General features: G+C 45.3%; 19 protein-coding genes and 1 tRNA gene. All 20 read right to left on the bottom strand.

What is annotated here, in order from left to right:
- Positions 1 to 105: 105 nt before the first annotated feature.
- Positions 106 to 1,605, bottom strand: coding sequence for a lysine--tRNA ligase (lysS, locus tag AC5W2J_RS17125; protein ID WP_496060673.1), 1,500 nt, complete (start codon positions 1,603 to 1,605; stop codon positions 106 to 108).
- 142 nt (positions 1,606 to 1,747) lie between these two features.
- Entirely contained in the window at positions 1,748 to 2,251 is a 504-nt protein-coding gene (folK, locus tag AC5W2J_RS17120; RefSeq protein WP_496060671.1) for a 2-amino-4-hydroxy-6-hydroxymethyldihydropteridine diphosphokinase, read from the bottom strand.
- Complete coding sequence (folB, locus tag AC5W2J_RS17115; RefSeq protein ID WP_496060670.1) at positions 2,252 to 2,611, bottom strand: dihydroneopterin aldolase; 360 nt, start codon at positions 2,609 to 2,611, stop codon at positions 2,252 to 2,254.
- The gene (gene folP, locus AC5W2J_RS17110; RefSeq protein ID WP_496060669.1) at positions 2,604 to 3,449 is read right to left on the bottom strand and encodes a dihydropteroate synthase; all 846 of its coding nucleotides are present in this window, start codon (positions 3,447 to 3,449) and stop codon (positions 2,604 to 2,606) included. Before folP ends, folB begins: the two co-directional genes overlap by 8 nt.
- Before the next feature lie 17 nt (positions 3,450 to 3,466).
- On the bottom strand, positions 3,467 to 4,330 hold the full coding sequence (pabC, locus tag AC5W2J_RS17105; protein ID WP_496060668.1) for an aminodeoxychorismate lyase: 864 nt from the start codon (positions 4,328 to 4,330) through the stop codon (positions 3,467 to 3,469).
- 3 nt (positions 4,331 to 4,333) lie between these two features.
- A complete protein-coding gene (gene pabA / locus AC5W2J_RS17100; RefSeq protein WP_496060667.1) occupies positions 4,334 to 4,918 on the bottom strand; it encodes an aminodeoxychorismate/anthranilate synthase component II in 585 nt (194 codons plus the stop codon).
- Positions 4,915 to 6,375, bottom strand: a complete 1,461-nt coding sequence (locus AC5W2J_RS17095; RefSeq protein WP_496060666.1) for an anthranilate synthase component I family protein — start codon at positions 6,373 to 6,375, stop codon at positions 4,915 to 4,917. Before AC5W2J_RS17095 ends, pabA begins: the two co-directional genes overlap by 4 nt.
- A gap of 66 nt (positions 6,376 to 6,441) precedes the next feature.
- Positions 6,442 to 7,371, bottom strand: a complete 930-nt coding sequence (gene cysK / locus AC5W2J_RS17090; RefSeq protein WP_496060665.1) for a cysteine synthase A — start codon at positions 7,369 to 7,371, stop codon at positions 6,442 to 6,444.
- Positions 7,372 to 7,534: 163 nt separating this feature from the next.
- On the bottom strand, positions 7,535 to 8,431 hold the full coding sequence (hslO, locus tag AC5W2J_RS17085) for an Hsp33 family molecular chaperone HslO (RefSeq protein WP_496060664.1): 897 nt from the start codon (positions 8,429 to 8,431) through the stop codon (positions 7,535 to 7,537).
- Positions 8,432 to 8,452: 21 nt separating this feature from the next.
- Complete coding sequence (locus AC5W2J_RS17080; RefSeq protein WP_496060663.1) at positions 8,453 to 9,223, bottom strand: type III pantothenate kinase; 771 nt, start codon at positions 9,221 to 9,223, stop codon at positions 8,453 to 8,455.
- A 75-nt stretch (positions 9,224 to 9,298) separates the two neighbouring features.
- On the bottom strand, positions 9,299 to 11,398 hold the full coding sequence (ftsH, locus tag AC5W2J_RS17075) for an ATP-dependent zinc metalloprotease FtsH (protein ID WP_496060662.1): 2,100 nt from the start codon (positions 11,396 to 11,398) through the stop codon (positions 9,299 to 9,301).
- Between the two features lie 33 nt (positions 11,399 to 11,431).
- The gene (hpt, locus tag AC5W2J_RS17070) at positions 11,432 to 11,995 is read right to left on the bottom strand and encodes a hypoxanthine phosphoribosyltransferase (RefSeq protein ID WP_496060661.1); all 564 of its coding nucleotides are present in this window, start codon (positions 11,993 to 11,995) and stop codon (positions 11,432 to 11,434) included.
- A gap of 164 nt (positions 11,996 to 12,159) precedes the next feature.
- Positions 12,160 to 13,551, bottom strand: a complete 1,392-nt coding sequence (gene tilS, locus AC5W2J_RS17065) for a tRNA lysidine(34) synthetase TilS (RefSeq protein WP_496060660.1) — start codon at positions 13,549 to 13,551, stop codon at positions 12,160 to 12,162.
- A complete protein-coding gene (locus AC5W2J_RS17060) occupies positions 13,535 to 13,981 on the bottom strand; it encodes a threonine/serine exporter family protein (protein ID WP_496060659.1) in 447 nt (148 codons plus the stop codon). The genes tilS and AC5W2J_RS17060 overlap by 17 nt, the downstream gene beginning before the upstream one ends.
- A gap of 30 nt (positions 13,982 to 14,011) precedes the next feature.
- Positions 14,012 to 14,770, bottom strand: coding sequence for a threonine/serine exporter family protein (locus AC5W2J_RS17055; protein ID WP_496060658.1), 759 nt, complete (start codon positions 14,768 to 14,770; stop codon positions 14,012 to 14,014).
- Between the two features lie 170 nt (positions 14,771 to 14,940).
- A tRNA-Met gene (locus AC5W2J_RS17050) sits at positions 14,941 to 15,017 on the bottom strand.
- A gap of 134 nt (positions 15,018 to 15,151) precedes the next feature.
- The gene (locus AC5W2J_RS17045; RefSeq protein ID WP_496060657.1) at positions 15,152 to 15,595 is read right to left on the bottom strand and encodes a S1 RNA-binding domain-containing protein; all 444 of its coding nucleotides are present in this window, start codon (positions 15,593 to 15,595) and stop codon (positions 15,152 to 15,154) included.
- A 116-nt stretch (positions 15,596 to 15,711) separates the two neighbouring features.
- Entirely contained in the window at positions 15,712 to 16,101 is a 390-nt protein-coding gene (locus AC5W2J_RS17040) for an FtsB family cell division protein (RefSeq protein WP_496060656.1), read from the bottom strand.
- Between the two features lie 279 nt (positions 16,102 to 16,380).
- On the bottom strand, positions 16,381 to 16,644 hold the full coding sequence (locus tag AC5W2J_RS17035; RefSeq protein ID WP_252313673.1) for an RNA-binding S4 domain-containing protein: 264 nt from the start codon (positions 16,642 to 16,644) through the stop codon (positions 16,381 to 16,383).
- Positions 16,645 to 16,657: 13 nt separating this feature from the next.
- On the bottom strand, positions 16,658 to 18,031 hold the full coding sequence (gene yabN, locus AC5W2J_RS17030) for a bifunctional methyltransferase/pyrophosphohydrolase YabN (protein WP_496060655.1): 1,374 nt from the start codon (positions 18,029 to 18,031) through the stop codon (positions 16,658 to 16,660).
- Position 18,032 lies beyond the last annotated feature (1 nt).

Raw genomic sequence — 18,032 nt, 5'->3', positions numbered from 1 at the left:
AATATATCATCGTACGTCTTAACTGACAAGTGTTTTTTCTACATTTTCTAAAAAAATATAAAAAAAGAAAGGCCGGCCTGCACACCGGCTCTTTCCCGCTTCTATCTATTCATTATGCTGCTGGTTTCTCATCTGCGGAAACAATAATACATCTCTAATAGAAGGAGAGTCTGTCAGAAGCATTACAAGCCGGTCCATTCCGATACCAAGACCGCCGGTTGGAGGAAGCCCGTATTCCATTGACTCCAAATAATCCGTATCCATCATATGGGCTTCATCGTCTCCCTGCTCTCTTTCCTGCACTTGAGCTTCGAAACGCTCACGCTGATCGATAGGGTCATTTAATTCTGTAAACGCGTTGGCATGCTCGCGCCCTACAATGAAAAGCTCAAATCTGTCTGTAAATCTTCCATCCTCCGGATTTTTCTTAGCCAATGGAGAAATTTCTACAGGATGACCATAAATAAAAGTAGGCTGAATGAGCTTCTCTTCCACAAAGTATTCGAAGAACTCGTTTACCACATGACCAAAGGACATGCTGTCTTTAATAGGAACGTTGTGTTCTTTAGCAAGTGCACGGGCATCTTCATCACTCATGTCTTTCCAGAAATCCACACCGGTTTCTTCTTTTACTGCCTCTACTATATGAAGCCTGCGCCATTTCGGTGTCAGATCCACTTCCAGTTCTCCGTAAGCAACCTTTGTTTTGCCTAGAACGTCCTGAGCAATATGTGCAATTAAACTTTCTGTTAAATCCATAATATCATTGTAATCTGTATATGCGGCATAAAGTTCCATCATCGTAAACTCGGGGTTGTGACGAGTGGATATCCCTTCGTTTCTAAACACACGGCCTACTTCATATACTTTTTCGAGGCCTCCGACAATCAAACGCTTTAAATGCAGCTCGATCGCTATTCGTATATAAAGCTCCATATCAAGCGCATTGTGATGAGTCACAAACGGTTTGGCGGAAGCTCCACCGGGAATAGAATGAAGCATAGGCGTTTCCACTTCCAGGTATCCTTTATTATCAAGATACCTTCTCATCGACTGCATAATTCTGCTTCGGAGAACAAAAGTATCTCTTACTTCAGGATTGGCGATTAAGTCCAGGTAGCGCTGACGGTAGCGCTGCTCTACATCTTTAAGTCCGTGGAATTTATCAGGAAGCGGACGCAGCGACTTCGAGAGAAGTTTAATAGAAGAAAGTTTCACTGAAAGCTCTCCTACTTTTGTTTTGAAAGCCGTACCGGCTACTCCGATAATATCGCCGATATCAAGATCCTCGAACAGCTCATACATTTCGTCTCCTACTGCATCTTTTCTTACATATATCTGTACCTGGCCGCTTAAGTCCTGTATATGAGCAAACCCGGCCTTTCCTTTACCTCGTTTTGTCATTACACGTCCAGCTAATGTTAATACCGTATCTTTTGTTTCAAGTTCTTCTTTTGAAAACTCCCCAAATTCCTTTTGAACCAATTCCGCGGTATGGCTGCGGTCAAATCGTTCTCCAAAAGGGTCTTTTCCTTCTTCCTGCATTCGTGCTACCTTTTCTCTTCGAACCATCATTTGATCATTGTATTCTATTTCTTCACTCACAGCTATCTCTCCCCGGCTTACGTTTTTAATCATATTTAAGGGAGCTGAACCTTTCTAGGGCCAGCCCCCGTTGCTGCTTTGTTCTATAGAACAAGACACTCTTTATTTCCCCTGGTTTCTAAGGGATCCATCTAGCAGTGCACTATGTCAGCCAGCCGCCCGTTTCTTTATACAGGCTTACTCCCGCTTTTTCTTCCGGCGGCAGACGGTTTAGCCATTTCTTTACTTCCGCTGTTCTTGAGTTCGATGTAATATCCAATAGAGGGATCAGGACAAACGCCCTTTCTTCCATTCTTGGGTGAGGAATAACTAACTCTTCCATCATAATATTTTCATCATTATAAAGCAAAATGTCAAGGTCTATATTACGGGGTCCCCAGCGTATATCCTTTGTTCGGCCCATTTCTTTTTCAATGCTCTGCGTAATATGCAGCAGTTCTTTCGGAGAACTCGACGTCGTGCCGCGCAGCGCTATGTTCAAAAAATCAGCCTGATCTGTAACACCTACCGGCTTTGTTTCATAAACATCAGAACACTCCAGTACGGTTATCGTTTCTGCTTTCTGCAAAAGCTCTATTGCTTTTTTCAGCGCCTCCATGCGGTCACCGATATTAGAACCCACACCTAGATAAATATCTTTAGGCACTTATCTAGTCCTCGTAATCTCAATAGCTACATGCTCATAATGGCCCGGAATCGGCGGATCAGGCTTAATTACCTTTACTGTTACGCGCTCAATAATTGAAAAGGAAGCAAACAGGCTGGATGCAATTTGTTCTGCTATAGTTTCCACTAAATCGTATGTGTTCTCTTCGACCGCTCGTTTTACCGTTTCAAATGCTTCCCCATAGTTTACACTTTTATCGATGTTATCTTCCTGGGCCGCTTCTCTTAAATCGGTTTCCATTACTAAGTCAACACGAAAGCGCTGGCCGAGTTTATTCTCTTCAGGAAATACTCCGTGGTAAGCGTAGAACTCCATTCCTTTAATATAAATTTTATCCATGCTCGCTCATCCTTTCATTTCTCAGCATTGCATCCATCATAAGAGCTGTCCTCTTCATTTCCAGCACATCATGGACGCGGACAATACTGCACCCCCGCTCAATGCCGAGGCTTACTGTTGCAGCAGTCCCCTCCACCCTTTCGGCAGAAGGCAGGTTCAATGTTTTAGCAATAAGGGACTTTCGTGAGCTTCCAAGCAGAACCGGGTAACCCAGTTCTGTAAATTCCCGCATCCGGCGCATTGCCTCTAAATTCTGTTCATATGTTTTAGCAAATCCAATTCCAGGGTCTAAGATAATATACTCTTCCTTTACCCCAGCTTTTTTACATATATTCACACTTTCAAAAATATCTTTTTTCATATCATCCATTAAGTCAGTATATTCCTTGTTATGTCGGTTATGCATCAAAATGATTGGCACGTTGCACGATGCCGCAACCGCCGCCATATCAGGGTCCGCTTTTGCGCCCCAGATATCATTGATGATTCCAGCTCCTGCAGCCACTGCCTGCTTTGCCGTTTCCGCTTTATACGTATCGATGGAAACAGGAACATCAAAACGGGCAGTAAGCGCCTCAATAACCGGCAGCACACGGGAAAGCTCTTCTTCAGCAGAGACCGGTTCATAGCCCGGTCTCGTGGACTCCCCGCCTACATCTATAATGTCCGCTCCGTTTTCAATCATTTGACGGGACCGGTCGATGGCGTTCTCAATTTGATTGTACCGGCCGCCGTCCGAAAAAGAATCCGGTGTAATGTTAAGTATGCCCATTATATAGGTTCGTTGTGAAAGATCGAGAGAGTGCTTTCCCCATTGGATAATACCGCTCATTATCATTGCTCCTTGCTTATTTTCTATAGTAAATCCTTAAACGACCAGGCAGACCGCCTGATTTCTGCATAATCTTCAGCCAGTGTATATGACAGCTCTGAATGACATGGGTAGTTGTATTTATTAATCCCCAGCAGCGGGCTGATCTCCTGAATCGAATTTGTGACAAAGGCTTCTTCAGCTTCCAACAGCATACTTTGAGGAAAACAACCCTGCCGAATATAATAATCCCGTTTTTCCGCCAGCATCATAACAGCTTTTCTTGTAATGCCCGGCAGAATACCAGTTTGAACAGCGGGAGTATAAAGGGTCGTTCCCTTCCGCCAAAACACATTGGATACTACCCCTTCAGCTACATACCCTTCCCGAGTAAGAAACAGCCCCTCTGTATCTGGGAGTCCCCGTATCTCGTTTTTACCGAGAATGCTGTTAAAGTAATGATGGGATTTCAAGCGCACGTCTGACTCCGGGGTATTTCTTCTTGTCTGCAGCATCTGAGCCCTTTTCGGCGACAGCTGGACTCCAGTTCTTTTCTCCAGTGGTTTCCCGTAAATAATCACTTCCGGGTGCTCATAGCATGACTGCTCCAGTCCTAATGGGCCCGGACCGGCTGATACATTAAACCGTATATATGCATTCTCCCACTTGTTTGCTGATAAGACCTTCTCGATCTGCGCTGTGACGGCCGCCCGCTCGTACGTCCATTTAATATTCATCTCACGGAGGCCGCGTTCGAGCCGGAGCATATGTTCATCCAATAAAAAAGGGTGGCCGTCGTACACCCGAAATGTTTCAAACTGGCCCAGCCCATACATAAACCCGTGTTCAAATACAGAAAGACGGGCTTCGCCCGCCTCCTGAATTGTTCCATTTTGCAATACAAACATTTTTTAAACTCCCTGTGGAAGGCTGTGAGTAGAAATGAAATTTTTTAAAATGGTTTTTCCTACATCGGTCATGATAGATTCAGGATGAAACTGAACACCTTCTACTGCGAGCTCTTTATGGCGAAGGCCCATAATTTCTCCCTCTTCGGTCCACGAGGTAATTTCCAGGCAGTCGGGAAGCGTTTCTTTTTTAACAATCAGCGAATGATACCTTGTCGCCGTAAATGGATTGTTGAGTCCTTTATACACGGTTTCCTCATTGTGATGCATTTCGGACGTTTTTCCGTGCATGAGACGGTCTGCCCGGACTACATCTCCACCGAATACCTGGGCAATCGATTGGTGACCCAGGCAGACACCAAATATAGGGATGATACCAGCAAAATGTTCCACGGCCTGCATGCTGATTCCCGCTTCGTCCGGCGAACAAGGTCCCGGGGAAATCATTAGAAAATCAGGTGCCATGGCTTCAATTTCTTCAATTGTTATTTGATCGTTTCGTTTTACAACAAGTTCTTCTCCCATTTCTCCAAGATACTGCACAAGGTTATAGGTAAAAGAATCATAATTATCAATCATTAAAATCATCGTACACTTCCTCCTCTGCTCATCTCTTCTTCACTCAGCTCTTTTGCGGTCCATAGTGCTTTTGCTTTTTTCAGGCATTCTTTATACTCTGCTTCAGCATGGGAATCAATAACGATTCCTGCTCCCGCCTGCACGTAGGCCATGCCGTTTTTTGTAATCATCGTGCGTATGGCAATATTTAATTCAGTGTCTCCATTATACCCAATCCATCCAATAGAGCCAGTATAAACGCCTCGACGGACTTGTTCAAGTTCCTCAATTATTTCCATTGTCCTCACTTTAGGAGCACCGGTAATCGTCCCCCCGGGGAAAGCCGCCCGGATCATGTCATAGACGTCCATGTGATCAGCCAGTATACCTTTAACATTGGAAACAATGTGCATCACGTGGGAATACCGTTCAATCACCATTAGTTCGTCTACCTCCACGGAGCCGAAACGGCAGACTCTTCCCAGGTCATTACGCTCTAAATCGACCAGCATAATATGTTCAGCACGCTCTTTTTCTGTAGTAAGTAGTTCTATTCCCAGTTCCTGATCGGCCTTTTCATCCGCCCCTCTGGATCTGGTGCCTGCAATCGGCCGGGTGGAAGCTTCCTCTCCGCGCTTTTTGATAAGCAGCTCAGGAGAGCCGTTTACAAGCTGGAAATCCGGCGTATGAAAATACCCCATATAAGGAGAAGGGTTAATTTCCCTCAGCTTCTTGTAAATATGAAACGGATCGCTTCGAAGCGGCTTTCCCTGCCGAAGGGAAAGGTTCACTTGGAATACATCCCCCTGGGCAATGTATTCTTTCACCTCTTCCACCGCTTCAGCAAATTCAGTCTCTTTCCAGGAAGCCTCTTCTGTCATTACGTCATCCGTTACAGTATAAGCCGGCTCTACAGTCGGGTCTTTTTTCGTCGCAGCCAGCCAGCTGCTCATCATGTAATCGAGTTGATCCTTATCGTTTTCTTCGGCACCTGTCAGACGGAGCACCCAAAGCTTTTTTTCTTCGTGATCGTACACGGCCGCTTCTTGAAACGCTTGAAAAAAGCAGTCCGGCGTATCCAAATCATCTGCTGTCGTCTCCTCCAGCTGTTCAATATACCTCACATAGTCGTAGCTGATGAATCCAAAGAGTCCACCCTGGAAATCCGGAAAGTCCGGTAGGGTCTCCGTGGCGTATCCTTTCATCCATTCTTTCATCTGCAGAAGCGGGTCTCCATGTTTTAGAATGGTTTCTTCTGCTGTCTCAATCGTTAGCTGATTATCTTTTCCTGTAAATAAAGCAAAAGGGTGCAGGGCGGCAATACTATAGCGGCCTCTCTGCCCACTTTCTAAAATCACGTGATACTCGCAGGTGCTGCTTAAAGACGCGTACGCTGAAAAAAAACGGTGTTCCGGAAAATCCAAAGCCCGTCCGGACACCCGGTATGCATCGCTTGCAGCCGGAAGTGGTGCTAATTGAGGTCTCATCGTCCTCCCCCTTTGGTCAAAATAAAAAGAGCAGGACCGTTTAGCCCTGCTCCCGTTTCTTTTATTTTATTGCTCGTCTTCAAAGTTGTAAAGCGGCGTGCTGAGGTACCGTTCCCCATTACTTGCAATAATGGCAACTACTTTTTTGCCTTTGCCAAGCTTTTTCGCTTCTTGAAGCGCCACATAGATCGCAGAGCCGGAAGAAATACCGCCGAGAATCCCTTCTTCTCTTGCTGCACGGCGTGCATACTCAAATGACTGCTCTGTTGTTACCTGTACAACTTCATCATAAATATCAGTATTAAGAATTTCAGGAATAAAGCCTGCTCCAATACCCTGAATCTTGTGAGGGCCTTTCTGTCCTCCGCTCAATACTGGAGAATCCGCCGGCTCAATAGCTACGATACGCATATCGGGATAGTGCTCTTTAAGCAGTCCGCCTGCCCCTGTAATTGTCCCGCCTGTACCAATACCGGAAACGAAAGAATCAATCTGGCCGTCTACCTGCTCCAGAAGTTCCTTACCTGTTGTCTCACGGTGAATAGCCGGGTTGGCTTCATTTTCGAACTGCTGCGGCATGAAATAACCGTTTTCCTCTGCCAGCTCGTGCGCTTTGCTGATTGCTCCGCCCATTCCTGCAGGTCCTGGTGTCAGTACCAGCGTAGCACCATAGGCACGAAGCAGGTTGCGGCGCTCCATGCTCATTGTTTCCGGCATAACCAGAATAGATTTATAACCTTTTGCTGCGGCTACCATAGCAAGGCCGACGCCTGTATTTCCACTTGTAGGCTCTACAATCGTATCGCCTTCTTTAAGTCTGCCGTCTTTCTCTGCAGCTTCAATCATAGCCATACCGATACGGTCTTTTACACTGCTTCCCGGGTTCATAAATTCAAGCTTCAGATACACATCAGCATCATTTTCCCCCGTAAGGCGGTTAAGCTTCACCATCGGTGTTTGGCCTATTAGTTCTAAAACGTTATTTGCTACTCTCATGTAAATATCCTCCTCGACAATACCAAGTAATTTCATTGGTTTTATTGATTATATATTATCAGTCTTTTAAAACGGTGTCAATACAGGCGTTTTCTATTTTCTGAGTATTCCTTCCCTTTTAAAAAAAGAACCTGATCACCAAATGACCAGGTCCTTTATGCATTTATTGCACACGATTTTCTTTTTTTTCTGCTTCGCCGCGGATTTCTTCGAGCTCCGGCACATCAAAGTTATATATTTCATTACAGAAGTGGCACTGGGTTTCGGCCCCGCCGTCTTCTGTGATCATATCTTTAATTTCATCACTTCCCAGAGAAACGAGGGCATTTGTAATGCGCTCTTTTGAACAATGACAGGAAAAGGAAACATCATGCTTTTCCAGGAAGTTGATATCTTGCCCAAAAATAGTTTGAAGCATTTCTTCAGGTGTTTTACCCTTTTCGATCAGCTTTGAAACTGGAGGCATGTTTTCAATTTGTTTTTCCAACGCCTCAATCGTCTCTTCTTCCGCACCCGGCATCAGCTGAATAATAAACCCGCCGGCCGCTTTAATGCTGTTGTCAGGGTTAACGAGAACCCCCAGGCCGACAGAAGAAGGGACCTGTTCGGAAGCTGCAAAATAATAGGTGAAATCTTCTCCGAGTTCCCCGGAAACAATTGGCACGGTTCCGGTAAAATGGTCTTTCATCCCAAGATCCTTTACCACAGCCATATGACCTCCGGTACCAACCGCCTGGGCTACATCGAGCTTGCCGTGTGGATTCAAATCAAAATGAACCTGCATATTATGAGCATAGCCCCGCGTATTGCCGTCCGAGGTGCTATCTACAATAATGGGTCCCATTGGGCCTCCGCCTTCAATCTTTATCGTCAGCTTGTCTTCTCCTTTAAGCATGGCCCCCATCATCGAGCCTGCAGTCATGGCACGTCCCAGGGCAGCAGCTGCTGTCGGCCATGCCTGATGGCGCTGGACAGCTTCATTTACCATATCGGTGGTATTAACCGCATAAGCCCTGATTTTATTATCAAATGCCGTTGCTTTTACTAGATAATCACTCATGTGTTGTAACATCCTTTCGTCTCATTCTTTTATATTCTTTTGATAGATGGCATAGAGGCCGGCAAGAGTTAGATCTTCATCTATTTCATCTATTTCGTTTGTTTCCTGCTGAAGCCATTTGGCCGTTGATCCTGTAGCAATCGTATACGCTTCTGACTGCTGTTCTTCTTTTATTTTCCGGATAACGCCATCTACTTGGGAAGCATATCCGTAATACATGCCCGCCTGCATCGCTTCTACGGTAGTTTTTCCAATCACGCGGGCAGGCTGTTTCCATTCAATTTTTGGCAGCTTGGCCGCTTTTTCATATAAAGCCTGTGTGGCAAGGTCGAGTCCTGGAAGAATAACGCCTCCCTGGTACTGGCTGTTTTTATCGATATAGCAGAATGTTGTGGCGGTTCCAAAGTCGACCACAATCAAAGGAGGCTGTGTTTTCTGAAGAGCTGCTACCGCGTTAACAATACGGTCTGCCCCAACTTCTTTCGGATTTTCGTAACGTATATTCAACCCCGTTTTCACTCCCGGGCCAACGACTAAAGGAGCGAGGTTAAAATACTCTCTGCAAAGCCGGCTCATTGTATTCATTAAAGACGGAACAACAGATGAAATGATAATACCGCTTATTTCTTCTGTTTTCCAGCTTTTGAACTGAAAGAAAGAAACAAGTTGAAGACCATATTCATCGACCGTCCTTGTTTGATCGGAAGAAAGGTGCCACGTATCAAGCCGGGTGCCGTTTTTAAATACGCCGAACGTAATGGTTGTGTTTCCAATATCCATTCCCAGTATCATATTAGTCCCCTGTCATTTCAAATAATCTGCCTTACGTTAAAAGAGATGCCTCGAAGGGCATCTCTTTTCGATCTGTTATGATTTTCGGTCTTCATCAGACGGCGGTTCGTTTGTCCAAGGGGTTGCATTTTCCTTTGGATTTTCGGGATTGGCTTCTTTCTGCTCATCCTTATTTTGAGCATCAGCAGCCTCCTCCGAAGAGGATCCGTTGTCATCTTCATTGTCTGAAGAAGACGTCTCTTTTGTTTCATCTTCTTCTGCAGAATCTTCTTGTTCAGGCTGTTTGACTACTTCCACTTCATCATCACTTTTGTTTAAATGGTGATTGTCTGGAAGCTTGCCTTCTTCTACGAGCGATTCAATCTGCTCTGCATCGAGAGTTTCCAGTTCCAACAGCTGCTGTGCAACAAGCTCAAGCTTGTCTTTGTGCTCTGTTAGAATCTGTCTGCAGCGCTCATAGGATTCTTTAATAAAGCGCTGAACTTCCTGGTCGATTTCATAAGCAATTGCATCGCTGTAATTTTGTTCATTCTGCATATCACGGCCGAGGAACACCTGGCCGCTGGAACCGGAACCGAATTGAAGCGGCCCGAGCTTATCACTCATACCGTATTCCGTTACCATCTTCCGGGCAATCGCAGTGGCGCGCTGAAAGTCGTTATGGGCGCCTGTACTTACTTCGTTAAACATTACTTCTTCTGCTACCCGTCCACCGAGAAGGCCGACAATCTTATCCAGCAGTTCAGGTTTTGTCATAAAGTAACGGTCTTCTCGTGGAAGCATAACGGCATAACCGCCGGCTTGTCCACGTGGAACGATCGTCACTTTATGAACCATATCCGCGTTTCTAAGCTTCACGCCGACCACCGTGTGGCCTGCTTCGTGATGAGCAACGATTTGTCTTTCTTTTTTCGAAATAACACGGCTTTTCTTAGCTGGACCGGCAATAACCCGGTCAATAGCTTCGTCTACATGGCTCATTCTAATTTTGTCCATGTCACCGCGGGCAGTAATAAGCGCTGCTTCGTTTAACAGGTTTTCCAGATCCGCACCGGAAAATCCTGGTGTTCTCTGGGCAATCGCTTTTAAGTTAACGTCATTTGCAAGCGGTTTGTTGCGGGCGTGAACCTGAAGCACTTCTTCGCGTCCTCTTACGTCAGGAAGACCTACCATAATCTGGCGGTCAAAGCGTCCTGGACGAAGAAGGGCAGGGTCAAGTACATCGGAACGGTTTGTTGCAGCAATCATGATGATACCTTCGTTTGCACTGAAACCATCCATTTCAACAAGAAGCTGGTTCAGCGTCTGCTCACGTTCATCATGGCCGCCGCCGACACCGGCTCCACGCTGACGCCCTACTGCGTCAATTTCATCAATGAAAATGATACATGGAGCGTTTTTCTTCGCGTTTTCAAACAAATCACGTACACGGGAAGCACCGACACCGACAAACATCTCAACAAAGTCTGAACCACTGACTGTGAAGAATGGTACGCCTGCTTCACCTGCTACTGCACGTGCAATAAGTGTTTTACCAGTACCTGGAGGTCCTACAAGAAGAACACCTTTTGGAATACGTGCTCCCATATTGGCGAACTTGCGTGGGTCTTTCAGGAAGTCTACTACTTCAATTAATTCCTGTTTCTCTTCATCTGCACCAGCTACGTCTTTAAAGCGGGATTTTTTCTTATCTTCCTGGTACAGCTTGGCTTTACTCTTACCAAAGTTCATCACTTTGTTTCCGCCGCCTCCGCCGCCTTGAGCACGGCTGAAGAGGAATAGGAATAATAGAATAATAATCACAAACGGAATAGCGGTAACAAGCAGGTTGGACCAGATACTTGGTTCATCTGCCGGCTGTGTATTGATCGTCAGCTCATTTCCATCCGGGCCCTGAGCGTTTAGTATCAGCTGGGTATTCTCATCGGTCATTGGAAGGTAGGCTTCAAATGCTTCCTCTTCTTCCATGCCCTGTTCCTGGCCTTCTACTAAATACACTTCTCCTTCAGGCTGGAGGGTGGCTGACTCAATTTCATTATTTTCAAGCTTGGTTATCAATTCGGTGGTGCTCATTTCTTCTGTAGTGGTCTGATCCCCACTCAAAAAGCTGAAAATACCGATAATGACCAAAAACAAAAGCAAATACACCACGACGTTTCTAAACATTCGATTCATTCCTGACCTCCTTCTGTAAGCACTGGCGGTGTTCTATAAAACTTCTGATGCCGCTGCCTCATTGTTGTAAATTTTCGGTTTTAGTACCCCTATATATGGAAGATTTCTATACCGTTCTGCGTAATCAAGACCATACCCCACCACGAACGCATCCGGCACGATAAAGCCTGCTACATCCGGTACAAGATCGACTTTTCGGCCATCCGGCTTGTCAAGCAGCGTAATGATCTTTACCGACTTTGCACCGCGGTGCTTTATCAGCTTGATCAAATAGTTAAGCGTAATGCCGCTGTCGATAATATCTTCCAAAATGATAACGTCTCTACCTTCCACTGTTGTATCAAGGTCTTTAATAATTTTAACTTCCCCTGAAGATACAGTGCTTTTACCGTAGCTGGAAACATCCATAAAATCAATTTCCAGATGCGTTTCTACTCTTTTAATTATATCAGCCATAAAAGGAAGAGCCCCTTTTAAAACTCCTACAACCAGCGGAAAACGGTTATCGTATTCTGCTGAGATAGCTTTTCCCATCTCTTTAATCTTGGTTTGGATCTCTTCTTCGCTAATTAGTATGTTCTCAATATCGTCATGCATCAGAATCGCTTAAGCCTCCCAAAAATTCATTATCTCAGTATACATTAAAAAATAGGGTGAATACCCGGCTTTAATCATATCATGAATAAAGCATGAATTTCATCCTTCACGTCTTGAAAACTGTCTGGCCGATTGTTTCATAATACCGTATTTGCCCGTTGAATCTAGTTCTTTTGGCACTTAAATAAAATAGTCCTGGTTCCTTCAGGCGCTCTTTGCACGGCTTTTGTTTTGGCGAGCATTGGCACCCATAAGATCATTTCATCAGAGGCTGCCAAGACAGGCCAGCTGTCCCTTTGGGTTTTAGGTACCTTTTCATCGATAAATAAACGATTTAATTTCTTTCGGCCTGTCATTCCTGCTACATGAAGTTTTTCTCCCTGCTTTCTCGAACGGACCAGCACAGGGAGCTTTGCATCTGCTTCTTTTATGCAAAACACATCAGCCGGCTCAGGGCTGATCGAACCATCGTGCCAGCTCGCCGTAATAGTCCACTCGTTAAACGTGACGGTCCCCGGCACATCGAGGCGTTTGGGTGCTTCGACTGCAGGCGGCTCCATGCTGTTTTGAATATGAAACGTGCATGTATCATATGTCCGCCTTACCAACACCCCGTCCGCCCAATCAATAGTAAAGGACGGATCGGGTTTATAGAGAAGCAGCAGCAGCTGTTCTATATGTATAGTAGAAACGGCCGTGTGTTGATTTTTGCAAAGATAAGTTAATAGTAGAGGAATAACCCTTCTTTGTAAAGCCAAATGAAGGGCTTTCCAGCCGCTTATGGAAAACGTCAAAGAATGTTCATCTTGGTGCAGAATCAGCTGGGAAGCTTCTTTCTCTGCGGCTTCTTTAATAAACTGCCTTTCGGTTGATGTCCATTCGTTTAGTGTCTGGAAATGTTCCCGGGCCTCCCTGTTTTCGTGAAGAACGGCCGGCAGGGCATGATGTCTGATTCGATTTCTTGCGTACGTATCTGAACGATTGGTCTGGTCTTCTTTAAAAGGAACAGCGTGTTCTGCACAATAGGCATAGACAGCCTCTTTGCTTACACCGAGCATCGGCCGGATAATCTTTCCTGCCTGCTGATAACGGGAAGCGGCGATGCCCATTTCTTCCCATAAAGCGCGGCCTGCTGCCATTCTAAGGAGCATTGTCTCTACTTGATCGTCTCCGTGATGACCGGTGGCCAGAACTGCTGCTCCACATTCTTTCATCACTTTTTCTAAAAATTGATAACGAAGCAGCCGGGCCTGCTCCTGCACTCCTTTTCCCTGTTCAGATAAATAAGCCCGCACGGGAAGCACCTCTGTATAGAAAGCAATAGAGCGGCTTCGGCAATAGGCTTCCACCATATCCTTTTCTTCTTTTGAATCTTCGGGACGCAGGCCGTGATCAGCATGCGCCGCTGATACAGAAATCTGCAGGGGGTCTGCCAGTTCACTAAGTACATGAACAAGCGCCATAGAGTCTGCCCCTCCTGATACAGCTGCTATTACATGGTCACCTTTTTGAAGCAGTGAATACTTTTTGATAAACGCTTCAATTTTCTGTTTCATACCGCTGTCCTACTCCTTTTCCGATAGAAAATAAAGAAAGGGCAAATACTAGCCCGGCCGCTATTGCACCAGCCTGCATAAAGGTCTGAACCCCCTGCTCGAGCCCTCTTATATGATTTTCTTCTACAAAAGCAAGCATCGTCGAGTAAGCACGGCCGCCGGGTACGAGTGGAATAATTCCCGGAATCGTAAACATTGTAACCGGCACCTTTTTCCATATGGCAAGCCAGTGTGCGATAAAAGCCGCAGTGAAAGCTGCAGCTGCTGCAGCAAACACCATGCTCATTCCCAGCTCCGGCAGGGTACTGTAAACAATCCAGGCAGCTACCCCGGCAGTGCCGCCCCACCAAAGCAGCCGAAGAGGAATATTAAAAATTACGCCAAACGCCACGGTGGCGATGAAACATATCAACCATTCAAGCAAAATCATTTCCTCCTCCTTCCGACACCATGTGCCCTGCTACATATAAAAGATGGACAGCGACAGGGCTACTCCCGCTGCAATAGATAAAGACGTAACTAGGGCTTCTGAGCCTCTCGCCACACCTGCTACAAGGTCTCCCGACATTAAATCCCGGACAGCGTTTGTCAGGGGCACGCCGGGTACGAGAGGAATCAACGAGCCGATGATGACCTGGTTTAATTCTGTTCCAAATCCTCCGTTTACCATTATGAGAGCCAATATCCCGCCGGTTAACGCCGCCGCAAATTCAGCAAAAAACTTTACTTTCAACACTTTTTGTATCAGAACCAGAGTAATGGTAGTAACGGTTCCTCCAATAAACGCTGGAATCATATCAAAATAACTGCCTCCAATTAAATAGGAAAAAGCGCCGCCGCCAATACCGGAAGCTAAGTAAATAAACCAAAGTGGATAATGCATCGGTGCATCTTTTATCGCTTTTAAACGTTCCTGCGTTTCATCCAGGGTAATATCTCCGTATGTGAATTCCCGGGCCAGCTGGTTTACTTCCGTTACTTTTCCAAGGTCCTGGTACCGTTCTTTAATCCGAATCATCTGCATACTATCGTAATCTTCTTCAGTTTTGAACGAAAGAAATATACCGGTCGTGGTGACAAAGCTGTGGACATTATTCATTCCTGCGGCCTTCGCCATTCGTACCATTGTATCTTCTACTCGATATGTTTCTGCTCCATACCGAAGGAGCAGCCTGCCGCTTAACAGGCAGATGTCCATTGTTTTCTTTCCACGAACCACGTCGTTCCCTCCAGTTATTCCTTATTTTCTTGAAATACACTATACCCTATATACCAGCTGATGAATATACATTTAAACGACGTTGGATACAAAAAAAACTGCACCTTTAATGGGCACAGTTTCGGTATTAAATAGATACTCTTTTTTAAGAATACCATTTGTTTTGTTTTTGGTAGCGGCGGAGGGAGTCGAACCCCCGACCTCACGGGTATGAACCGTACGCTCTAGCCAGCTGAGCTACACCGCCAAATTAGCAACATCCGTAATTATAAACAATGCACCAGGCCCCGTCAACACTTTTCTTTTTACTGATTCTTAAAAGCATAAAAACCGCGCAGGCTTCTTTAACAAATGAAGCCCGCACGGTTTCAGCAGAAGCCTTTATTTCCGGGATTGTTTTCCTCGTTTATTATCTGTCTGCTTTCTTAATGCGGACAGACGCTCTTCACTATCTTTCATAAAGTTATTCATTTTATCTTCAAATGAAAGAGGTTTTGGCCTGCTAGTACCGGGAGATCCGTTCCGACGGCTGCTGTCTCTCGGCCGGGCGGGTGCAGGGCGGGTCGGCTTTGGTCGTTCATCGGCGGGGCGATCTATCGCTTTTCGAATAGACAGGCTGATTTTTCCGCCTGCTTCTACCTTTATGACTTTTACAGTAACGTCATCGCCAACATTCACAAAGTCTTTAATGTTGTCGACATACTTATCTGCTATTTCACTAATATGAACCAGGCCGGTTTTCCCGTCAGCCAGTTCAATAAACGCACCAAAATGGGTAATACCTGATATTCTGCCCTTTACCTTATCGCCAGCTTTTATTGCCATGTAGAAATTGCTCCTCTTCAAATGTTAATAAAAACAGTAAAGCTGCCTGATTACGTTTATAACAGCATCATGTATTTACTTAATTGAACAAAGGGACACCACTTTGAATGTGTTTGTTATTCAGCAGACTCTTCCGGCATTTTGTACAGCGTTTCGTTTTGCTTTGTGAAGTAATAGTCACTTCTCGCTACTTCGGCAATGTAATCTAAATCGTGATAATTTTCTATGTCCTGCCTCAACTGTTCTTCTTCAGCCTGCATTTCCGTGTACTGTGTTTCTAAATTGGTTCTTTCTGTTTCCTTGGCATGAAGCGTCTGCCACTGTGTAATAAGAATAACAGCCAATACTACAGCAATAATGGATCCCGTGACAGCCATTGCCGTTAAGCGGCGGCGGAGTCCTTTTTTACGCTTCGATTGAATGGCATCCTGAAGCTGTTGTTCGCGTTCCTGCTGACGGACATAAGACTTGTTAATTTCTGTTACTTTTCTACTATTAGAACCCAAGACCTTCGTCCCTCCTTCTGTTACTATATTTATATATTATATTAGCCATGAGCTATATATTTTCAGAACTGTTATACAATAACCAATTACTAATATCATAACGAAGGAGGAAGGGTCTTTCAATATAAAATTGTATAAATTATGCAATTTTNATTTATATATTATATTAGCCATGAGCTATATATTTTCAGAACTGTTATACAATAACCAATTACTAATATCATAACGAAGGAGGAAGGGTCTTTCAATATAAAATTGTATAAATTATGCAATTTTCTTTTATTTACTCTCCGGCGTCTCTTCTTTTAGAATAGTGTACATGCTTTCTGCGGCTTCTTTTTTGGTTGTATCTTTAATTTCATCCACCGAAAACGTAATCGTTTTGCTAGCAAAACGGATAGACACTTCGTCCCCGGGTTTTACCTCTGTTCCTGCCTTGGCCTGGTGGCCGTTTACTTTAATTCTTCCCTGGGCAGCTACTTCTTTAGCCAGGGTTCTACGCTTTATCAAGCGGGATACTTTTAAAAATTTGTCTATTCTCATCGTTTACTCTCCTTTATTGGCCGTTCTTCGCCTTGTACTGCTTCTCAAAATTCCGATTAGCGGTATGAAGCGATTCTTCCGGATGAAGCTTATAGCGGCCGGCTATAGTTACAAGAACAAAAAGCACGCTGCCAAACGCCTTTTTCTGCCGTTCTTTATCCGTTCCCTGTAGTACCGTTTTCCACTCCTGTAATTCTTTTTCAAAGATTCCCCAGAGCAGCGGTTCCTCTTTAACCGGCATACCCTGCTTGACTGCCTGCTTTTGAAGCTCGGCCGCTCTCATTAGGGAGGGGAAAGAAGCAGGAACGTCCAGACTGTCTGTTTCCCCGCCCGAATCCGCGCGCTCTGCCTGTTTAATCTTTTCCCAATTATAGTTTACTTCCTCACTCGTTTCCGCTTTTGTATCTCCAAACACATGAGGATGGCGGCGGATCATTTTCTCATTGAGTGTCCCTACAATATCTTCTATCGCAAAAAATCCTTCCTCTTCTGCGATCCGGGCATGAAGCATTACCTGCAAAAGCACATCGCCCAGCTCTTCCTGGAGATGCTCGTCATCCTTTTCGTTTACCGCGTCAATCACTTCATACGCTTCTTCAATCAGATACCGTTTCAATGAATCGTGTGTCTGCTTTTGGTCCCACGGACATCCGCCCGGTGCACGAAGCGTACCGATAATTTCTTTTAACTTTCCAAATTCACGATATAAAAGGGCCTCTTCTTTTACCGGGGGTACATACAGCGCCGTTAAATTGCTGAGAGCCGCACGCCGGTCCAGTTCAAAAAGCGGAAAGGTCTCCAGCTTTTCTGCGGACGTTCCGGCAGCCGTAACGAGCGTCACTTCATAGTCGTCCGGATACTTTTCCATTAGAGTGAGTTTTGTATTGGAGGCGCTCATCTGATCGTACACCTGCGAAATGATTATATGCTGGGTCATCATAAGCTGCCCGGGCACAAGAGAGGTCGCATCAAGCAGTTGAAACCCGTCATTCGGATCTATCCGCAGAGCGGAAAAAGCAGGATCCAGAAAGCTTTGGCCTCCTTGAATATGCAGCTGCACCACTCCTTTTTTTTCTTCCTCTATTAAACGCTGCACCGTTTCTTCCGCCACAAGCGGATGACCGGGCACAGCATAAATTAACGCCCCTTCTGCAGCTTCCAGCAGCGCTTCGACAATTTGGGCATATACCTCACCAAACTGGTCGTGGGCTTCGTAAATATGATCAAAACTCCGAAAAGAAATACCCTCTTCTTCGAGCATGGAAACGGCTGGATGCTCTCTTGTGCGCAGGTATACATAATCTGCCTGGCGCAGCTGTTTATATACGCCAAAGCTCATTTGATCCGCTTCCCCGGCGCCAAGGCCGATTATTGTTATTTGTTTCATG

The organism is Sinobaca sp. SA16-1, assembly GCF_059510515.1.
This window is presented reverse-complemented; position numbering and strand designations above follow the sequence as displayed.

Coding starts and splice junctions, on each gene's coding strand:
- folB (WP_496060670.1), bottom strand. CDS start 2,611: ATGGATAAAATTTATATTAAAGGAATGGAGTTCTACGCTTACCACGGA.
- folP (WP_496060669.1), bottom strand. CDS start 3,449: ATGATAATGAGCGGTATTATCCAATGGGGAAAGCACTCTCTCGATCTT.
- pabC (WP_496060668.1), bottom strand. CDS start 4,330: ATGTTTGTATTGCAAAATGGAACAATTCAGGAGGCGGGCGAAGCCCGT.
- pabA (WP_496060667.1), bottom strand. CDS start 4,918: ATGATTTTAATGATTGATAATTATGATTCTTTTACCTATAACCTTGTG.
- AC5W2J_RS17095 (WP_496060666.1), bottom strand. CDS start 6,375: ATGAGACCTCAATTAGCACCACTTCCGGCTGCAAGCGATGCATACCGG.
- cysK (WP_496060665.1), bottom strand. CDS start 7,371: ATGAGAGTAGCAAATAACGTTTTAGAACTAATAGGCCAAACACCGATG.
- hslO (WP_496060664.1), bottom strand. CDS start 8,431: ATGAGTGATTATCTAGTAAAAGCAACGGCATTTGATAATAAAATCAGG.
- AC5W2J_RS17080 (WP_496060663.1), bottom strand. CDS start 9,223: ATGATACTGGGAATGGATATTGGAAACACAACCATTACGTTCGGCGTA.
- ftsH (WP_496060662.1), bottom strand. CDS start 11,398: ATGAATCGAATGTTTAGAAACGTCGTGGTGTATTTGCTTTTGTTTTTG.
- hpt (WP_496060661.1), bottom strand. CDS start 11,995: ATGCATGACGATATTGAGAACATACTAATTAGCGAAGAAGAGATCCAA.
- tilS (WP_496060660.1), bottom strand. CDS start 13,551: ATGAAACAGAAAATTGAAGCGTTTATCAAAAAGTATTCACTGCTTCAA.
- AC5W2J_RS17060 (WP_496060659.1), bottom strand. CDS start 13,981: ATGATTTTGCTTGAATGGTTGATATGTTTCATCGCCACCGTGGCGTTT.
- AC5W2J_RS17045 (WP_496060657.1), bottom strand. CDS start 15,595: ATGGCAATAAAAGCTGGCGATAAGGTAAAGGGCAGAATATCAGGTATT.
- AC5W2J_RS17035 (WP_252313673.1), bottom strand. CDS start 16,644: ATGAGAATAGACAAATTTTTAAAAGTATCCCGCTTGATAAAGCGTAGA.
- yabN (WP_496060655.1), bottom strand. CDS start 18,031: ATGAAACAAATAACAATAATCGGCCTTGGCGCCGGGGAAGCGGATCAA.